This window comes from Microvirga massiliensis (assembly GCF_001006805.1).
Taxonomy (GTDB): domain Bacteria; phylum Pseudomonadota; class Alphaproteobacteria; order Rhizobiales; family Beijerinckiaceae; genus Microvirga; species Microvirga massiliensis.
This window is the reverse complement of the sequence record NZ_LN811359.1, coordinates 376,056-391,326: the sequence shown is the minus strand read 5'-3', so window position 1 is coordinate 391,326 and position 15,271 is coordinate 376,056. Positions and strand designations below refer to the sequence as shown.

Sequence of the window (15,271 nt, the reverse complement as noted above, 5' to 3'; positions counted from 1 at the left end):
GGGCAGGGGCAATTCCGAAGGAAGGTTTGCCCGGCAAGGCCGGACGAAGGCTGACGGACGGGTGATGGACATCAGGGACTTTCTCGATCCGGGCGATGTCGCGGTCGGCCTGCGCCTGCCCGACAAGCGGCGCGTGCTCGAGGAGATCGCCCGGCGGGCAGCCGCGGTCCTGGGACTGGATCAGGCATCGATCCTCGAGACGCTCCTCGCCCGGGAGGCTCTCGGCTCTACTGGGATCGGGGAGGGCACGGCGATCCCGCACGCACGCCTGGCCGGGATCGGGAAGCCGTTCGGACTGCTCGTCCGCCTGAAGCAGCCCGTGGGGTTCGATGCGATCGATGCCCAGCCCGTCGACCTGGTGTTCCTGCTCCTGCTGCCGGCTGCGGCACACGGCGAACAGCTCACCGCCCTCGCACGCGTGGCTCGCCGCTTCCGCGATCCCGGGGTCCTGAACCGACTGCGCCGGGCCCGCGACGCCCAGGCCTTGTATTGCGCGCTCACCGGGCCGGAGTGACCCCGTCGAGGACCTGCCGCGAGGGGCGGCCTCCGAAATCCTTATGCTTTCTTTAGATCCGCGGCTCCGCTCCCGCATCGCATCTTTATGCGATCTGGCCCATGTCCCGATCCGCCATCGGCACGGGCCGTCACGGCGCTCCCTGAGCGACCCGCGACGGCGGACCAGGGATCATCGGGACGAACACCATGTGGCCGAATCGGAACCCGGAGCGTGACCTCGGAACCCTTCTGGCCAGGATCGAGACGGCCCACCGGATCGATGCCGACCTGCTGTCGGCCATCCTGCGCGGCGCCTGTCCGCGGCTGGGAACGTCGCTTGCGCCGAAGGCGGAGGTCGAGCGCCTGGTCGGGGCGGAGGCCTGGGTCGAGCTGGGCCTGTGGCTGATCGGCTGGGAGCTGCCCGACTGGGACATCCACCGCCTCACCCGGGACGACGACCGGTGGCGCTGCTCGATCGGGGTGAGCGGAATCGCCGTCAACTGGGCCGAGGACATCGTCGAGTTCCAGCACGGCAGCCTGCCGCTGGCGGTGCTCGGGGCCTTCGTGCAGGCCCAGCTCCGGAAGGCCGAGGGCGCGGCGCCGAGCAACGTCACCCCGTTCCGGCGGCCCGGGCCGTCGCCGCTTGCCGAACCGACCAGCCCGCATCCGGCGAGCCGGTGAGCCAGAGGGGCCTTCAGCACCATGCAATCCGGAGAAACGATGCCAGCGACAGCGCATGACCGGCCGGTTCCCGATGACGTCACGTTCCGGCCGCCGGTCGCGGAGCGGTCCAGGTTCTGGACGCTGACGCTGGGGACCCTTGGCGTTGTCTACGGCGACATCGGCACGAGCCCGCTTTACGCGCTCAAGGAATCCCTGTCGGCCGCGGCCGGGGACGGAGCCGTCACCCGGGAGATGGTGTTCGGCATCGTATCGCTGATCCTGTGGGCGCTGATCTTCATCGTCACGATCAAATACGTGCTGTTCATTCTGCGCGCCGACAACAACGGCGAGGGCGGCACGCTCACCCTGATGGCGCTCGTGCAGCGCGTCATGGGTCACAACGTCCTCCTGATTGCCCTGCTCGGCATGGCCGGGGCCGCCCTGTTCTACGGCGACGCGATCATCACGCCGGCGATCTCGGTGCTCTCCGCGGTCGAGGGCCTGAAGCTCGTGACACCCGCCTTCGATCCCTACGTGGTGCCGCTCAGCCTCGCGATCCTGGTCGGCCTGTTCGCGGTGCAGAGCCATGGAACGGCGCGGGTTGCAGCCTGGTTCGGCCCGATCACGGGCGTGTGGTTCATCCTGATGGCGCTCGGCGGGGGGCTGCACATCGCCGACGATCCGAGCATCCTGGCAGCCCTCAGTCCGACCTACGGGATCGCGTTCCTGGCCAGTCACGGAATGGCAGGCCTCCTGGCGCTCGGGGCGGTGTTCCTGGCCGTCACGGGCGCGGAGGCGCTCTATGCCGACATGGGCCACTTCGGCCGGCGCCCGATCCAGACCGCCTGGCTGGGGCTCGTCCTGCCGTGCCTCGCCCTCAACTACATCGGTCAAGGCGCGCTGCTCCTCGATGACCCGGGCAAGCTCGAGAATCCGTTCTTCCTGCTCTACCCGGACTGGGCACTGCTCCCGATGGTCGGCATGGCGACCCTCGCCACCATCATCGCCAGCCAAGCCGTGATCACCGGCGCCTTTTCCCTGACTCAGCAGGCGATCCAGCTCGGCCTTCTGCCGCGCATGGAGATCCGCTGGACGTCGGAGACCGAAAAGGGCCAGATCTACGTGCCCCGGATCAACTTCCTGCTGCTCCTGCTGGTGCTGTTCCTGGTCGTGAGCTTCCGGAGTTCCAGCGCGCTGGCTCACGCCTACGGCCTCGCCGTGACCGGCACCATGGTGGTGACGTCGGTCATGACCTTCTTCGTGGTCCGGCGATGCTGGCGCTGGCCGCTCTGGGCGTCCGTTGCGGTGATCACGCCGTTCCTGCTCGTCGACTCGATCTTCCTGGCCGCCAACGCTCTCAAGATCCCGCAAGGAGGCTGGATGCCGCTGGTGGTCGGGGCCGCCCTCGTCACGGTCATGCTGACCTGGCGCCGCGGCACCCGCATCCTGTTCGAGAAGACCCGCAAGGCCGACGTTCCCCTGGTCGAGCTCATCGGCATGCTCGAGAAGAGCCGGCCCTACCAGGTGAAGGGCACCGCGGTGTTCCTGACGGGCGATCCCGAGACCGCTCCGGCGGCGCTGCTGCACAACCTGAAGCACAACAAGGTCCTGCACGAGAAGAACGTCATTCTCACCGTCCGGACCGAGGACGCGCCCCGGATCGGCGATCGGGAGCGGGTGCGGATCGAGCCTGTCGGCGACAGCTTCTGGCGGGTCGTGATGTCCTACGGCTACATGGAGTCCCCGAACGTCCCCCGCGGCCTGGCCCTCCTGCGCAAGCAGGGCTTCGGGTTCGACATCATGGCGACCTCGTTCTTCGTCTCCCGGCGCTCGATCCGTCCCTCGCCCCGTTCGGGCATGCCGCTCTGGCAGGACAAGCTGTTCATCGGCCTCACGAAGTCGGCGGCCGATGCCACGGACTTCTTCCGCATCCCGACCGGGCGCGTCGTCGAGGTGGGCACCCAGGTGACCGTGTGAGCAACGGCCGTCGCCATGGTGGCGTCGGACCTTGTGCGAAGCGACATGGCATGCGCGACAGTGGAGGCCGGTCGGGCTGCCGGATCTCGCCTGTTCCGTGCGGGGACCCGTGAGGACACACGCCTCGGTCCAGGCGTTTTCGCCCGAGCCGCCGAGGAGCGCACGCGATGCCGCGGATGGATTTCACGAGCCAGGACTGTCTGCGCGATCCGGCCGCGGGACTCGTACGGCTGAGAGCCGCCGGCCCGGTCGTGAAGGTGCGCTTTCCCATCATCGGGCGGACCTGGATCACCACGACCGGCGATCTGGCCGCCGCCGTTCTGAAGGACAGCGAGACGTTCACGATGCGCCAGAACGGCTCAGTCGCGGGTCTGCGCTGGTGGATGCCGGGATGGATCCGCACGCTTGCGGTCAGCATGCTGACCATGGACGAGCCGGACCATGCGCGGCTGCGCGGCATCGTCGATGAGGCCTTCCGGCGCCGCGCCATCCTCGACATGGAACCAAAAATATTCGCGATGGCCGATGAGCTGGCGGCTAAGCTGTTTGCGGACGGAGATCCGGCCGACCTCGTCGAGCGCTATGCGCGGAGGCTGCCGCTGGCGGTGATCTGCGAGCTGCTCGGCCTGCCACGCGCCGACAGACCCCGGTTCATCGCCTGGGCGAACAGCCTCACCCGCCTCACCGGCATGGTCGGCTTCCTGCGCATGCTCGCAGGCATCGGGCCGATGAAACGATACCTGGAAGGGCGCTTGCAGGCTGCGCGCGAGACCGGCGGCGACGGCCTGATCGCCGAACTGGTCCGCGTCGAGAGGGAAGGCGGACGTGTCAGCGGCGGGGAGATGGTGGCCATGGTCTTCCTGCTGCTCGGTGCCGGATCGGAGACCGCCACGCATCTGATCAGCGGGTCGGTGTATGAGCTCCTGAAGGCCCCGGCACTCCGCGATTGGCTCGAGGAGGACTGGAGCCGCGCGCCTCTGGCCATTGAGGAGTTCCTGCGCTTCGTCGCCCCGGTGCAGTTCTCCAAGCCTCGCTTCGTGAGACGGGACATCGAGCTCGGCGGCGTTCAGCTGAGGAAGGGCGACCGGATCATGGCCATGCTGGCGGCGGCCAATTTCGATCCTGACGCCAACCCGCATCCCGAGAGGCTCGACCTCGCGCGGCGGCCCAATCGGCACCTGTCCTTCGGCACGGGGATTCATTTCTGCCTCGGCCACCAGCTTGCGCGGATCGAGGCCAGGTGCGTGCTGGAGGCGCTGTTCAAGCGCTGGCCGCGGCTCGGGCTTGCCGTGCCGGCGGACTCCATCCGCTGGCGGCAGCGGCCTGGGCTGAGGGCCATCGAACGGCTTCCCGTCGCGATCCGCCCCCAATAGCCTGCCTTTGATTGCCGTCCTCGAGGCCGTCCCGGAAGGGGCACGAAGCCGGGCCCGGAACCTCTCCGTGCAACGCGGAAAGGCTTCCCACGGCTGGCTGGACTACGCGATCACCGGCGGCGTACTCCGGGGACCCACGGCGGGCACGATCCACGGGCTGACCAATGAGCAAGGCCTGCAACGGTGCCCGGCCCGCGAGGACGGTGTCGGGCGTCAGCAGGAAGTCGAGCGTGACCCATGGACTCGCAGGGGCGAGGCCGCGCACCATCTCGGCCAAGCGGGGAATCGTTCCGCCCTCCCGGATACCTCCCGTACCCGCGTTCGGCAGTGATCGTTCCGGGGGCGTAGAAGAAAGTCCGGGGTGGGGCCTCTCGTGGCCTGGGAGCGGCACAGGTTAGTTGCGGGTGAGGCTGACAGCCTGACCGGTCGCCTCCTCGCAGCGGTACCATGCAGACCTAAGCCCTGCGCCCTTGGCTCGCTGCTCAGCGACGATGTCCGCCACCTGCGTCTCACCTATGGCCTGACAGTCCGCTTTGTCAGGGAAGACCATCGAGACCATGTCCTCTCGTTGGTTTGGCATGATCACCGTCTGGATGAGCAGGAACGGCTTGACCACACGCGCCCCCTGGGAACCGATGACGCAGACCTGGAGCAGTTCTGGGTTGGACGAGGTTATAGCCGCGGTTTACGAGGCAGGCGCAACCCCGAATCGCTCCAGGGGTGTCCCGCCAAGGGGCTGGGATACTGTTGGCCGAAGGCAGCACAGTGACCCTTTGAACCTGATCCGGATCATGCCGGCGAAGGGACAGGTCGGACTGACTCACTCCTTTGCCGGCCTCATCAAGAAGAGGCCGCCATGCCACCGAAAACCGCTCCATCTCTCTCCATCGAGCCGGCCTTTCGCCCGATTGCGGCGACCATCGCTGCCGTGTTTCACGAGGGCAGGATACTTCTGGTTCGGCGTGCGAACCCGCCTGACGCTGGACGCTGGGGTTTCCCAGGCGGGAAGATCGACGCCGGAGAAACCATTGAAAGTGCGGCGGTTCGTGAGCTTCTGGAGGAAACGGGGGTTCATGCCGAAGCACATCGGGTTTTCACGGCGGTCGATGCGTTCGATCATGACGAGAGCGGCCGGCTTCGCCAGCATTTCATTCTGATTGCGGTGCTCTGCAAGTGGAAGTCAGGCGATCCGATCGCCGGAGACGACGCACTCGAGGCAAGATGGTTCCGCCTCGATGAGCTCGATGACGCACGGGTCGCGCTCAGCCTCGACGTTGCCGAGGTGGCACGGCAAGCCGCCGCCATCCCCGCGAAGGAGGTCGTCGGGTCATGATCGCCAGTGTCTTGAGCATTGCCGGCACCGATCCCTCCAGCTGGCCATGCATCTGGACGTGCTCCCGCGCTTCTGGGTCCCGCGCACCTCCCGCCTCCCGGCGTCGACCACCCGCCGAAGCACGCCTGATCTTGAGCGGAGTGAGCCCCACCGACGGCGTGAAAGCCTCCGCGTGCTGCGAACGTGACCGCCCCTCGGCGCGACGGGCGCTGTGCCCCTGCGGGCCGTATCGCCCGTCGCGCCTCGAATTTCAGGAGATCATCACGCGCCAGATTTCACCCGAGATGCGCTCCTGCATCGACGAATGCCTGCGCTGCTACCAGGCCTGGACGAATGCCTGCGCTGCTACCAGGCCTGCCTCGGCACCGCGATGACCCACTGCCTCGAGCAGGCATCCACCACATCCCCTGGCAGGCGAGCTACGCGCGCACGACCATCAACGAGAAGGCAGGCGAGCGCTGGTTCTGCGCCGAGGACAAGGCGGAACGCGCAGGATGGCGGCGCGTTCGCTGAGGAACCCGGCTGGCGGACTCGTCAGCCGGCCAGCGTGTCGCCTCCGAAGCCGAACTGAGCCTGAAGGATTCTCCCGTGCCTTGCGATCGCCCACGGACTCAACGGGTCCAGTGGACTTCCGCCCCGGATCGCGAAAATCCCGTGCGCGTGGGCAGTGGCATCTCGGGGACCGCCTCGCGCGCGGCCCTGATCCAGTCCCTCAGCAATCCCGTATCCTGCCGATCGAAGGCTGCCCGCCGCTTCAGGTCCTCGAACGTATCGTCCGGACGGACGCGCTCGTATCTTTCGCGGATCCACGCCTCGAGGTCGGGACGCAGGCCGAACCCGTCGGGGCGATCCGGCGTCCCCATCGGCAATCGGGCAATGACGTTCATCGGCCCGCTCCGATCGCGGAGTCATCCACGCCCAGGCGATACAGTTCCCGGGACATCCAGGCGGCAAGCGCCACCGCCGCGATGCAGAAGAGTGCCCAAACCGCGGCGTCCGCGATGAGGATCGTTGCAAGCATGCCCAGGCTGATGCTCACGCTCAGGAAGAGCAGGATCGCCATAAGCATCACACGCAAATGACTGAAGATCCGTAGTCCTGTCATGACGGCTCCCTCCTTTCCTTTTCGCTGATGACGCGGATCACGCGGAGTGTCCGCCATCCATGGGTGGCGCTGTGCCACCGCACCGATTGTCCCGCAGCCATGCCGATCAGCGCTGTCCCGAGGAGTGACAGCACCGAGATCCGGCCGGAGTCACCATCCTCCTCGCCCGGATAGACCAGGGTGGCACGCCGGACCTGATCGGTGATCCCGTCCTTGAACTCGACGACCGAATGCATGGACACGACGTCATCCGGGAGTTCGGACGCACGGATGACGTTTGCGCGTCCGAGTTCGCCGGCGAGGAGCCGTGCCGTCGGCGGGATCCTCCGGTATCGCAGTCCGCGCGTGGCGATCCCGGCCAAGCGGGCGTAGTCGGTCGAGGAGATCGTCGGGATGTCGTGGTTTTCGCGCATGGCACCTTTCTTAACAGGCATTATCACCCGAGCTTTGGGTCGCTCGGCTCTGTTCCAGGGGGCACAAGCACAGGGCAAAGAATTCGCCTGCACTTGCGAAGTTGAACTGGGTTGCCCGCCGTTCCCGGATCGCAGGACAGGCATCTCGTGCCCGGTATTAACTGTCTGGCTTGTGGCGGGCGACGCGGGCAGTCAGGCAAGCATTCTGGGAATAGTAAACATTCCGCGAATACCTGAACATGCCATCTTCAACATGGGATCAAACGGCCAAGTTTTCAAGGACTGCAAAGGTTCGCTTGCTTGCGGGGAGCAGCAGGTCGCTCCCACTCCTGTGGAACGACGGTGATCTTGCAGCAACATTGGGTTCGTGCCGGCAATAGACATGTCGCGGATCATGCAAAAATCGTGACTGCCGCCGACGATGGTTCGGTCGGGAGTCGGGACATGACGTCCATGACCATGTGCGTGGCCACGCCTGGGGTGCTCGACTTCTTGAGCAACCTTGATGACACCAGCACGCTCGTGCCGGAGCCTGGGCAACCCCAAGCCTAGTCGACCAGGGAGGCCCGCCTTTCGAGCCCTTCTGTGTCTATCTCGGGCGGAGCTATCGGGGTCAACCCTTCAGGAACGCTCGGCGATTGTGTCTTGCCGATGATGTGCGGGAGGCATTCTGGTCGGGTCCGAACCCGAGCACCGGGCCGAGGCCCACGGTTCCATGGACATCGTGAAGCGCTCGCCAAGTCTTGCTTTCACGCAGCCTCTACATACTTCAAGGATGTCATGAATACGCTGCATCTATTTCTGAGACCCCGCCCGGGGCGTCTTCCCAAACGCGTTTAGCCCCCGGAGGCCGACTCGCGCCACGCGCCAGTCCGCCCTTCGGGGTTCATGACCCACTCTATTCCAGAGTCCACACTCGATGCGCACGCGACGGAAGCCTCATGCTCCGCCGCGACCGATCCCGTTTGTCAAGGAGAACAGATTGACTGCTGACTACCACCGCTCGTTCGATTCTCTCTCGCCGCACTTCCTGCTCACTGCCGCTAACACCAATCATCCCTCGCACGACCACATTTCCCTGTGGCCGTGGAGTATGCGCAGGAAGGCCCTTGAGGACGCCGCAGCGGAGTTGGAAACAGCAGAAATCGTGCACCTTGAACCGCGGCACCGGACCCGCGCATCAGCGGCGGACTCCGGACCGCCCTCCGCTCCAGCCGTTCCCGCCACCGTCGCCGACATCATGACCCGCGAAGTGGTCTCGGTGTTGCCGGACGCCTCCATTCATGAGATCGCGAACACGCTGCTCGAGAAGCGCATTCACGCCGTGCCGGTCACCGATTCCAAAGGGCACCTGTTAGGAGTGGTGAGCGAGGCCGACCTGATACGCCGGGTCGAGCTCGGCACCGATGAGGATGGATCCTGGTGGCGCAAGGTTTTCCGGGATGCCAGCACAGCGGCTGTGGACTATGTCAGGTCGCACGGGCGGCGCGCCCGCCACGTGATGACCACCCGCCCGGTCACCACCACTGCCGAGACACCATTGCACGAATTCGCGCGGGTTCTCGGGAAACGGCATCTTCGGTGGTTGCCGGTGGTCGCGGGCGCCCGCGTCGTCGGGGTTGTCAGCCGCAGCGATCTCGTCAGGGCGCTGGCACGCCTGAGCGCACCCGGGATGGCGGGACCGAGGTCGGACGAGGCCATCCGCAAGGACCTCGAGGCACGCATCAGGGAGATCCCGTCCGGGCCGAAGTTCATTGGCGTCACGGTGCACGAGGGAGACGTGAAACTCTGGGGGCTCGTCTCCTCGGGAGCGGAGCGGACGGCACTGCACGTTGCAGCGGAGAACACGCCAGGGGTCCGGGCGGTGAACGACCAAATGTTCACCCGGCCGTCTTCCCCGTTGTGACAGGTGGCTGGGGGCTCCGGAGGAAGCGCACAGGTGCTGCATCCGAGGCGTCCTCAGGGTCGCGATTGCTCCATAGCGTTTAGGATATCGCCGATCTGTTCGGGAAGCAGCGAGGTAGACGGGAACTTACGAGATCCGTCTCGCGGGTACACACATCGGAAGAAAGGGCAAACAATGGCCTACAAGGACCTTCTGCTGCAGCTCAGCAGCTACCCGGAGGCGACGCCGCCGGCGGCGGTGGAGCAGGCCGTCAGCTTTGCGGGCCTATTCGAAGCTCAAGTCACGGCCTTGACCTTCGAGATCGAATTTCACGTGCGTGCAAATCCGCTCGCTCTTGCCGTCGTCGATCTTCTGGGCATGGCAGCAGCCGAAAGGTCGAAAAGCATCGACAATGCGCGCGATCTCACGCGCGCCCTTGACGATATTGCGGCCAGACTCAACGTCGGCTCGAACTGCATCGTCGAGCGTAGTCAGACCTCCCAGGTCCCCGGGATCGTTACTGAATACGCCAGGCTGCGGGACCTGACCATAATTCCGGTCGGGGAGTCCTCAGGGCTTCAGCACCAAATCGCAGAAAGCGTCATCTTCGGCTCTGGGCGACCGGTGCTCGTTGTTCCGGAAGCTCCAAAGAGCGCGGAGACGATCGTGCTCGATACCGTGGGCGTCGCCTGGGACTTCAGTCGACCCGCAGCAAGAGCCATTGCCGATGCCCTTCCGCTTCTGCAGCGCGCCAGAAGTGTCCGGGCGGTTACCATCACCAACGAGAAAACGATCGTTGCGAGACGAGCCGGCTCCGAGCTGGTGAGGCATCTTGCCTGCCATGGAGTCGAGGTGGTTTTCGAGGAGGAGGACGCCGGAGGCCGATCCGTCGGCCAAGCGCTCGAGGCCTATGCCGACGCACGCAACCTCGATGTTCTCGTCATGGGCGCGTACGGCCACTCCAGGGTGCGTGACTTCATTCTCGGCGGTGCCACGAAGAGCATCGTCGCAAGCCCCCCACTCCCCGTCTTGCTGTCGCACTGAACCAAGCGCTCGCCTCGAGCGGAGTGGATGTCCGACAGCGTTCCCGAGTGACGAGCACCCATGGCGGAGCATTCCGCTGAGCGCCGAGTTCGTCGATGCATATTAACAGAAGGAGATATGAAATGTCGCTTGAGCGATTCCGCAGGACGCGCATGGTCGTTCTGAATCGCAGGTCAACCGCTTATCAGGCCGCGCGGGCCATGGCGGACAATCATATCGGCGCGGTGCTGGTGAGCGAGTCGCCGGGGCTCGTCGGGATCGTGACCGACCGCGACCTTGCGCTCGCCGTGCTGGGTGGCGGGCTCGATCCCAAGACCACCGCGCTGGATGAGGTGATGTCCGAAGAGGTGATCACCTGCGATATCAGTGCGGATGTTGATGAAGCGGTCCGCCTGATGCGAGAGCACGGTGTCCGCCGCATCCCGCTCGTGGAAGGAGAGCAGCCGGTCGGGCTCGTCACGTTCGACGATCTCGTCGTGGATGGTTCCGTAAGCCTCGAGGCGCTGCGCAGCATTGTTACTGCTCAGCTTGAAGTCGAGGCGCCCCAGAAGCCGGCTGGAATGCTCCACCCGAGTGCAGCCACGACCGCTCAAGCCCGCACCCGTGCCTTGATGCGGGCCAAAGCGCGGGCCGAAGCGACATACGGCCGTGTTGTCCAGGAGGTGGTCGATGCGACAGGGCTGGAGCGCGATCCCTCTGAGCGTGCGTTGCTGGTCGCGACTTGCATGTTGTGCCGCCGTCTAACGCCGAACGAAGCACAAGACCTCATCGCGCAATTGCCGTCGATGCTCCAGACGCAGCTAGACCAATGCCTCGGCGGGCCTGACCGTTCGGTGACCACGCTTGCCATCGAGGATGAGTTGGGCCGATCGCTCGGGGTGGCCGCGGAGCGAGCCAGCGAGATCGTTCGAGGAGTCCTCAAGGTGATCTCCGAAAACGTATCTGCCGGCCAGATCGAAGAGGTGCGCGGACAGCTCCCGCAGGAGATGAAATCGTTGCTCCCGGCTGCTGCCTGATCGCAGAGCCCCCTGGTGGATGCCTGAAACGCTAAGCAAGCATATTGATCTATGGAGACCGACAATGGATGACCTCGAGCAAGACTACACTCCAGTGCTGCTCGCCGACCACGAACCGCCGTGCCTGTCGCTATACCAGCCGACACATCGCGCGCACCCTGAGAAGCAACAGAACCCGATCCGGTTTCGCAATCTCGTGCGGGAGCTGGAAGCCTCACTGCAGCAGAAATACACCGGACGGGAGCGCGCGCCCATCTTACGCCAGTTCCACGCCTTGGCCGACGATGCCAGGTTCTGGAATCACGCCCTCGACGGCATCGCTGTGTTTGCGACCTCGGACCTGTTCAGGGTCTACAGGCTGCAGCGGCCAGTGCGGGAGTTGGCGATCGTCGCCGAAAGCTTCCATACCAAGCCGCTCATGCGCATTCTGCAATCGGCGGATCGGTATCACGTGCTTGCACTTAGCCGGGGGGAGGCGACGCTCTACGAGGGCAATCGCTTCACCCTCGACGAAGTGGAGCTGCCCTCGGAGTTTCCGCGCACGATCGCGGATGCGGTCAGCCTGCAGGGGGGCGACCCGGAGCGGACGAACCGGGTCTACGGCCCGGCCGGCCCGGGCCGGACCACCCGCCACGGCACCGACGTTCGCCAGGATGAGCTCGATAACAGCACCGAGCGCTTCTTCCGGGCGGTCGACGAGGCCGTGCTCGCGCATTATTCGCAGCCGTCGGGCATGCCTCTCCTGCTGGCCGCGCTACCGGAGCATCATCACCTGTTCCGCACGGTGAGCCGCAATCCCGCGCTCATGCCGGACGCGATCGACGCTCACCCGAGCGCGCTGTCGAGCGACGAACTGCGGGAGCGCGCCTGGCAGCTTGTGCTGCCGCTCTATCTCGAGCGCCTGGGCACGCTGGTGGAGCGCTTCGGTGAGGCGAACGCCAAGGGCCTCGGCAGCAGCGATCTCTCCGATATCGCCAGGGCGGCCGCGGCCGGTCGGATCGCCACTCTGCTGATCGAGGCCGACCGCGTGATCCCCGGCCGTTTCGATCGCGCGAGCGGCGCAATTGAGTTCGCGCCGCTCGAAAGTCCCGGCATCGACGACCTGCTCGATGATCTTGGCGAACTCGCGCTCAAAACCGGCGGTGAAGTGGTGATCGTCCCGCCCGAGCGCATGCCGACCGATACGGGCATTGCGGCGATCTACAGGTTCTAGCGCCGCCTCGGGTAAAGCGGCCCCCTCATGCCGCGCGGCCCGGCGACGCCGCCCCTGGCACCATGTGCGCCACGTCGTTTTGGCCGCCGCCGGGGCTGTTTCGGCAGTCGGATAAGCCGGGCGTCGTGACGCGTAGCGCTTACGCATTCGCCGACAAACACCTCTGTGGGTGAACAGGAGTTGAAATTCATGAGAGACGATGAAAGGACAAGACGAGAGATGACCAGTCGGTACATCAATGATCAAGCAGTGCGAACGGAAACAGCGGCCGCACTCGGACGCCTGCTTGCCGACAGCTACCTCATATACCTGAAGACCCAAGGGTTTCATTGGAATGTCGTGGGGCCGCGATTCGAACCGCTGCATGCGTTGTTTGAGGATCAGTACACGGAGCTCGCGCAGGCCATCGACGAGATTGCCGAACGCATGCGTGCGCTCGGCGTCAAGGCGCCGGGAAGCTTTTCTGAGTTTGCGGCCCTGACGTCCGTCACCGAAGAGACCGGCGCCCCCGCGGAGGATGCCATGATTGGCCAGCTTCTCGCCGACCATGTCACGACCTCCCGCACGGCTCTTCAGGCGGTGCAGGTGGCGGAGGCCAATGGCGACGTTGCGACGGCCGATCTCGCCACGCAGCGGGTCGCGCAACATGAAAAGACCGCCTGGATGCTGGGAAGTCTCCTGCAGCGCAGTGAGTGACGGGAGGCCCCATGGCCGGTGAGAAACAATGCTAGGGCACGTTGCGGTCGCACTGGATCCGAGAGCACGGACCCGAGAGGCCGTGTCTCACGCGGTTGAGATCGCGGCCGCTACGTCCAGTGCTCTAACCCTTTTGCATGCTGTTGAGGTAGGGAGTAAGGCAGCGTTCCCCGCGCACTCGGCAGCCATGCTGACTGCGCGGGTCGACAAGCCGCGGGAGTGAGCTTGGGCAGACGGTCATTGCAGGAGTGGAGATGACCTGGGAGTTGCTCGAGGTCGTCATCGTCCTGGTGCTGATGGTGCTGGTCTTCGCCGGCTTCGTTCGCGAGCGCCTGGGGCCAGATGTTGTGGCGATGCTGGCCCTTGGCGCACTCGTCGCGACCGGCATCCTGAACAGCAATGAAGCACTGAGCGTTTTCAGCAACAGTGGCCCGATCACCGTGGCCTGTATGTTCGTCCTCAGCGCAGCCCTGGAAAGGACCGGGGTCGTAGAAAGGATGGGCGGGGTTGCCATCACGGCGGCCAGCCGATCACCGCGCCTCGCGCTCGTCGGGATGAGTGTCGCCGTTATTTCTATCTCTGCGTTCATCAACAACACACCGGTTGTGGTGGTCCTGACGCCGGTGACCATCCTCATGGCCCGAACGCTTCAGGTTGCACCCTCGAAGCTTCTGATCCCCCTCTCGTTCACCAGCATCTTCGGTGGGACGACGACCCTGATTGGCACGTCGACGACTCTTCTGGTGAACGGCGTGGCCGTCAGCCATGGGCTCCCAGCGATTTCGATGTTCGAGATTACAGCTCCGGGCATTGTCTTGGGCTTGCTCGGCATCACCTACCTGGTTGTGTTTGGGCGGTGGCTGCTGCCGGATCGTAGGTCGCCCGTAGTTGAGCAGCCGGAGCGGCTATTCCTTTCTGAGGTCCTCATCCCGTCAGACTCTCCGCTCGTCGGCCGTACCCTGGCACAAGCCGGGCTGCGGGGTAGTGAAGCTGTCCGGGTTCTTGACGTGATTAAACGTGATCGATCCTTCCGTTACGCCCTCGACGACGTCGTCCTCGAGGCGGGCTCCCGGGTGGTCCTTGAGACCCATGCCGGCGGGCTGTTGGGATTGCACGAGACCGGGAGCCTGATTTTCGGCGCACGCGATCAGCATCTCATCGAGCCGATCCGAGAGGAACCGGGTGTGCTGATGGAGGGGGTTGTCGGCCCTTACTCTCGGATGATCGGACATCCGATTGCTGACCTTAACTTACGGCTGTATGGCGTCTACATCCTCGCCGTCCACCGCCAGGGCACCGAGCTCCACGGCAACTTCGACGAGTTGACGCTCGCCTCCGGTGATATCCTGCTCTTGGAGGGAACGACGGAGGGCCTGCGGCGCCTCTTCGACCGCAGAGAGTTGGTCAACTTAACGGAGCCGAGCGACCGTCCGCTGCGCCCCGACAAGGCTTACATCGCAGTCGGCGCAGTGGCTGCGGTCACGGTCCTCGGTGCGTTCGAAATTTTGCCGATTGAGATGCTGGCGCTGATCGGTGCGACCGCCGTCGTGGCTCTCGGCTGCCTGCGACCCGATGAGGCGTACGAAGCTATCCAGTGGCGCATCCTTCTACTCATATTCGGCATGCTCGGACTCGGCACCGCATTCGAGAAGACAGGAGCTGCGGACTTGCTCGTTCAGCAAGTCATGAACTTGGCCTCTGGGCTGAGCCCCGTCGTTATTCTCGCCCTTCTTTACCTATTCGCCTCCATTCTGACGGAGGTCATGAGCAACAACGCTACGGCTCTCCTGATCACGCCCATAGCAATAGCACTCGCCGAGCAACTCGGACTCGATCCACGACCATTCCTGATGGCGGTAGTTTTTGCAGCGAGCGCAAGCTTCGCGACACCAATAAGGATGGATGAGGTGGCTCGGTTTGTCTGAACAGCGTTTTCGGTTCGCTAAGTGGAGCGTCTACCGGGGTTAAGCCGCCGCGAGCTGCGGCAGCGGGTTGAAGTAGGCCTGATCGGGTGTCCTCCGGTCAAGGCTCGAATGAGGCCTCTGGCCATTGTAAAAG

The 15,271-nt window shown here is 64.9% G+C and carries 17 protein-coding genes and 1 riboswitch; of the genes, 13 read left to right on the top strand and 4 right to left on the bottom strand.

Annotated elements, in window-relative coordinates; translation table 11 throughout:
* The 4 genes from BN1233_RS28005 to BN1233_RS27990 all read left to right on the top strand — a co-directional run.
* On the top strand, positions 1-514 hold a 514-nt coding region (locus BN1233_RS28005), incomplete at its 5' end, for a PTS sugar transporter subunit IIA (RefSeq protein ID WP_342341673.1).
* Positions 515-702: 188 nt separating this feature from the next.
* On the top strand, positions 703-1,176 hold the full coding sequence (locus BN1233_RS43375; RefSeq protein WP_048710197.1) for a hypothetical protein: 474 nt from the start codon (positions 703-705) through the stop codon (positions 1,174-1,176).
* Between the two features lie 39 nt (positions 1,177-1,215).
* On the top strand, positions 1,216-3,135 hold the full coding sequence (locus BN1233_RS27995) for a potassium transporter Kup (protein WP_046866890.1): 1,920 nt from the start codon (positions 1,216-1,218) through the stop codon (positions 3,133-3,135).
* 167 nt (positions 3,136-3,302) lie between these two features.
* Positions 3,303-4,508 carry a cytochrome P450 gene (locus tag BN1233_RS27990; protein WP_046866889.1) on the top strand — a complete coding sequence of 402 codons (1,206 nt, stop codon included), beginning with the start codon at positions 3,303-3,305 and terminating at the stop codon, positions 4,506-4,508.
* A 394-nt stretch (positions 4,509-4,902) separates the two neighbouring features.
* Here BN1233_RS27990 and BN1233_RS27980 read toward each other — a convergent pair whose 3' ends face one another.
* Positions 4,903-5,124 carry a hypothetical protein gene (locus BN1233_RS27980; protein ID WP_046866887.1) on the bottom strand — a complete coding sequence of 74 codons (222 nt, stop codon included), beginning with the start codon at positions 5,122-5,124 and terminating at the stop codon, positions 4,903-4,905.
* Positions 5,125-5,214: 90 nt separating this feature from the next.
* Positions 5,215-5,332: riboswitch (TPP riboswitch) on the top strand.
* Between the two features lie 32 nt (positions 5,333-5,364).
* Here BN1233_RS27980 and BN1233_RS27975 point away from each other — a divergent pair.
* Positions 5,365-5,841, top strand: a complete 477-nt coding sequence (locus BN1233_RS27975) for an NUDIX hydrolase (protein WP_046866886.1) — start codon at positions 5,365-5,367, stop codon at positions 5,839-5,841.
* A 333-nt stretch (positions 5,842-6,174) separates the two neighbouring features.
* Entirely contained in the window at positions 6,175-6,354 is a 180-nt protein-coding gene (locus BN1233_RS51570; RefSeq protein ID WP_052763956.1) for a sunset domain-containing protein, read from the top strand.
* A gap of 98 nt (positions 6,355-6,452) precedes the next feature.
* Here the strand turns inward: BN1233_RS51570 and BN1233_RS27965 are convergent, their stop codons facing one another.
* The 3 genes from BN1233_RS27965 to BN1233_RS27955 are packed head-to-tail and all read right to left on the bottom strand — an operon-like array spanning position 6,453 to position 7,359.
* Positions 6,453-6,728, bottom strand: a complete 276-nt coding sequence (locus tag BN1233_RS27965) for a hypothetical protein (protein WP_046866885.1) — start codon at positions 6,726-6,728, stop codon at positions 6,453-6,455.
* The gene (locus tag BN1233_RS27960; RefSeq protein ID WP_046866884.1) at positions 6,725-6,946 is read right to left on the bottom strand and encodes a hypothetical protein; all 222 of its coding nucleotides are present in this window, start codon (positions 6,944-6,946) and stop codon (positions 6,725-6,727) included. Before BN1233_RS27960 ends, BN1233_RS27965 begins: the two co-directional genes overlap by 4 nt.
* Complete coding sequence (locus tag BN1233_RS27955; protein ID WP_046866883.1) at positions 6,943-7,359, bottom strand: GreA/GreB family elongation factor; 417 nt, start codon at positions 7,357-7,359, stop codon at positions 6,943-6,945. The genes BN1233_RS27960 and BN1233_RS27955 overlap by 4 nt, the downstream gene beginning before the upstream one ends.
* A gap of 982 nt (positions 7,360-8,341) precedes the next feature.
* Here BN1233_RS27955 and BN1233_RS27945 point away from each other — a divergent pair.
* From BN1233_RS27945 to BN1233_RS27915, 7 genes are all read left to right on the top strand, one after another.
* A complete protein-coding gene (locus tag BN1233_RS27945) occupies positions 8,342-9,265 on the top strand; it encodes a CBS domain-containing protein (RefSeq protein ID WP_048710200.1) in 924 nt (307 codons plus the stop codon).
* A gap of 174 nt (positions 9,266-9,439) precedes the next feature.
* The gene (locus BN1233_RS27940) at positions 9,440-10,288 is read left to right on the top strand and encodes a universal stress protein (RefSeq protein ID WP_046866881.1); all 849 of its coding nucleotides are present in this window, start codon (positions 9,440-9,442) and stop codon (positions 10,286-10,288) included.
* 122 nt (positions 10,289-10,410) lie between these two features.
* Entirely contained in the window at positions 10,411-11,304 is an 894-nt protein-coding gene (locus BN1233_RS27935) for a CBS domain-containing protein (protein ID WP_048710203.1), read from the top strand.
* Positions 11,305-11,368: 64 nt separating this feature from the next.
* A complete protein-coding gene (locus BN1233_RS27930) occupies positions 11,369-12,517 on the top strand; it encodes a baeRF3 domain-containing protein (protein WP_046866880.1) in 1,149 nt (382 codons plus the stop codon).
* 189 nt (positions 12,518-12,706) lie between these two features.
* The gene (locus BN1233_RS27925; RefSeq protein WP_280139493.1) at positions 12,707-13,213 is read left to right on the top strand and encodes a Dps family protein; all 507 of its coding nucleotides are present in this window, start codon (positions 12,707-12,709) and stop codon (positions 13,211-13,213) included.
* A 28-nt stretch (positions 13,214-13,241) separates the two neighbouring features.
* The gene (locus BN1233_RS51225) at positions 13,242-13,436 is read left to right on the top strand and encodes a universal stress protein (RefSeq protein WP_046866878.1); all 195 of its coding nucleotides are present in this window, start codon (positions 13,242-13,244) and stop codon (positions 13,434-13,436) included.
* A gap of 31 nt (positions 13,437-13,467) precedes the next feature.
* Positions 13,468-15,138, top strand: a complete 1,671-nt coding sequence (locus tag BN1233_RS27915; protein ID WP_052763955.1) for an SLC13 family permease — start codon at positions 13,468-13,470, stop codon at positions 15,136-15,138.
* Positions 15,139-15,271 lie beyond the last annotated feature (133 nt).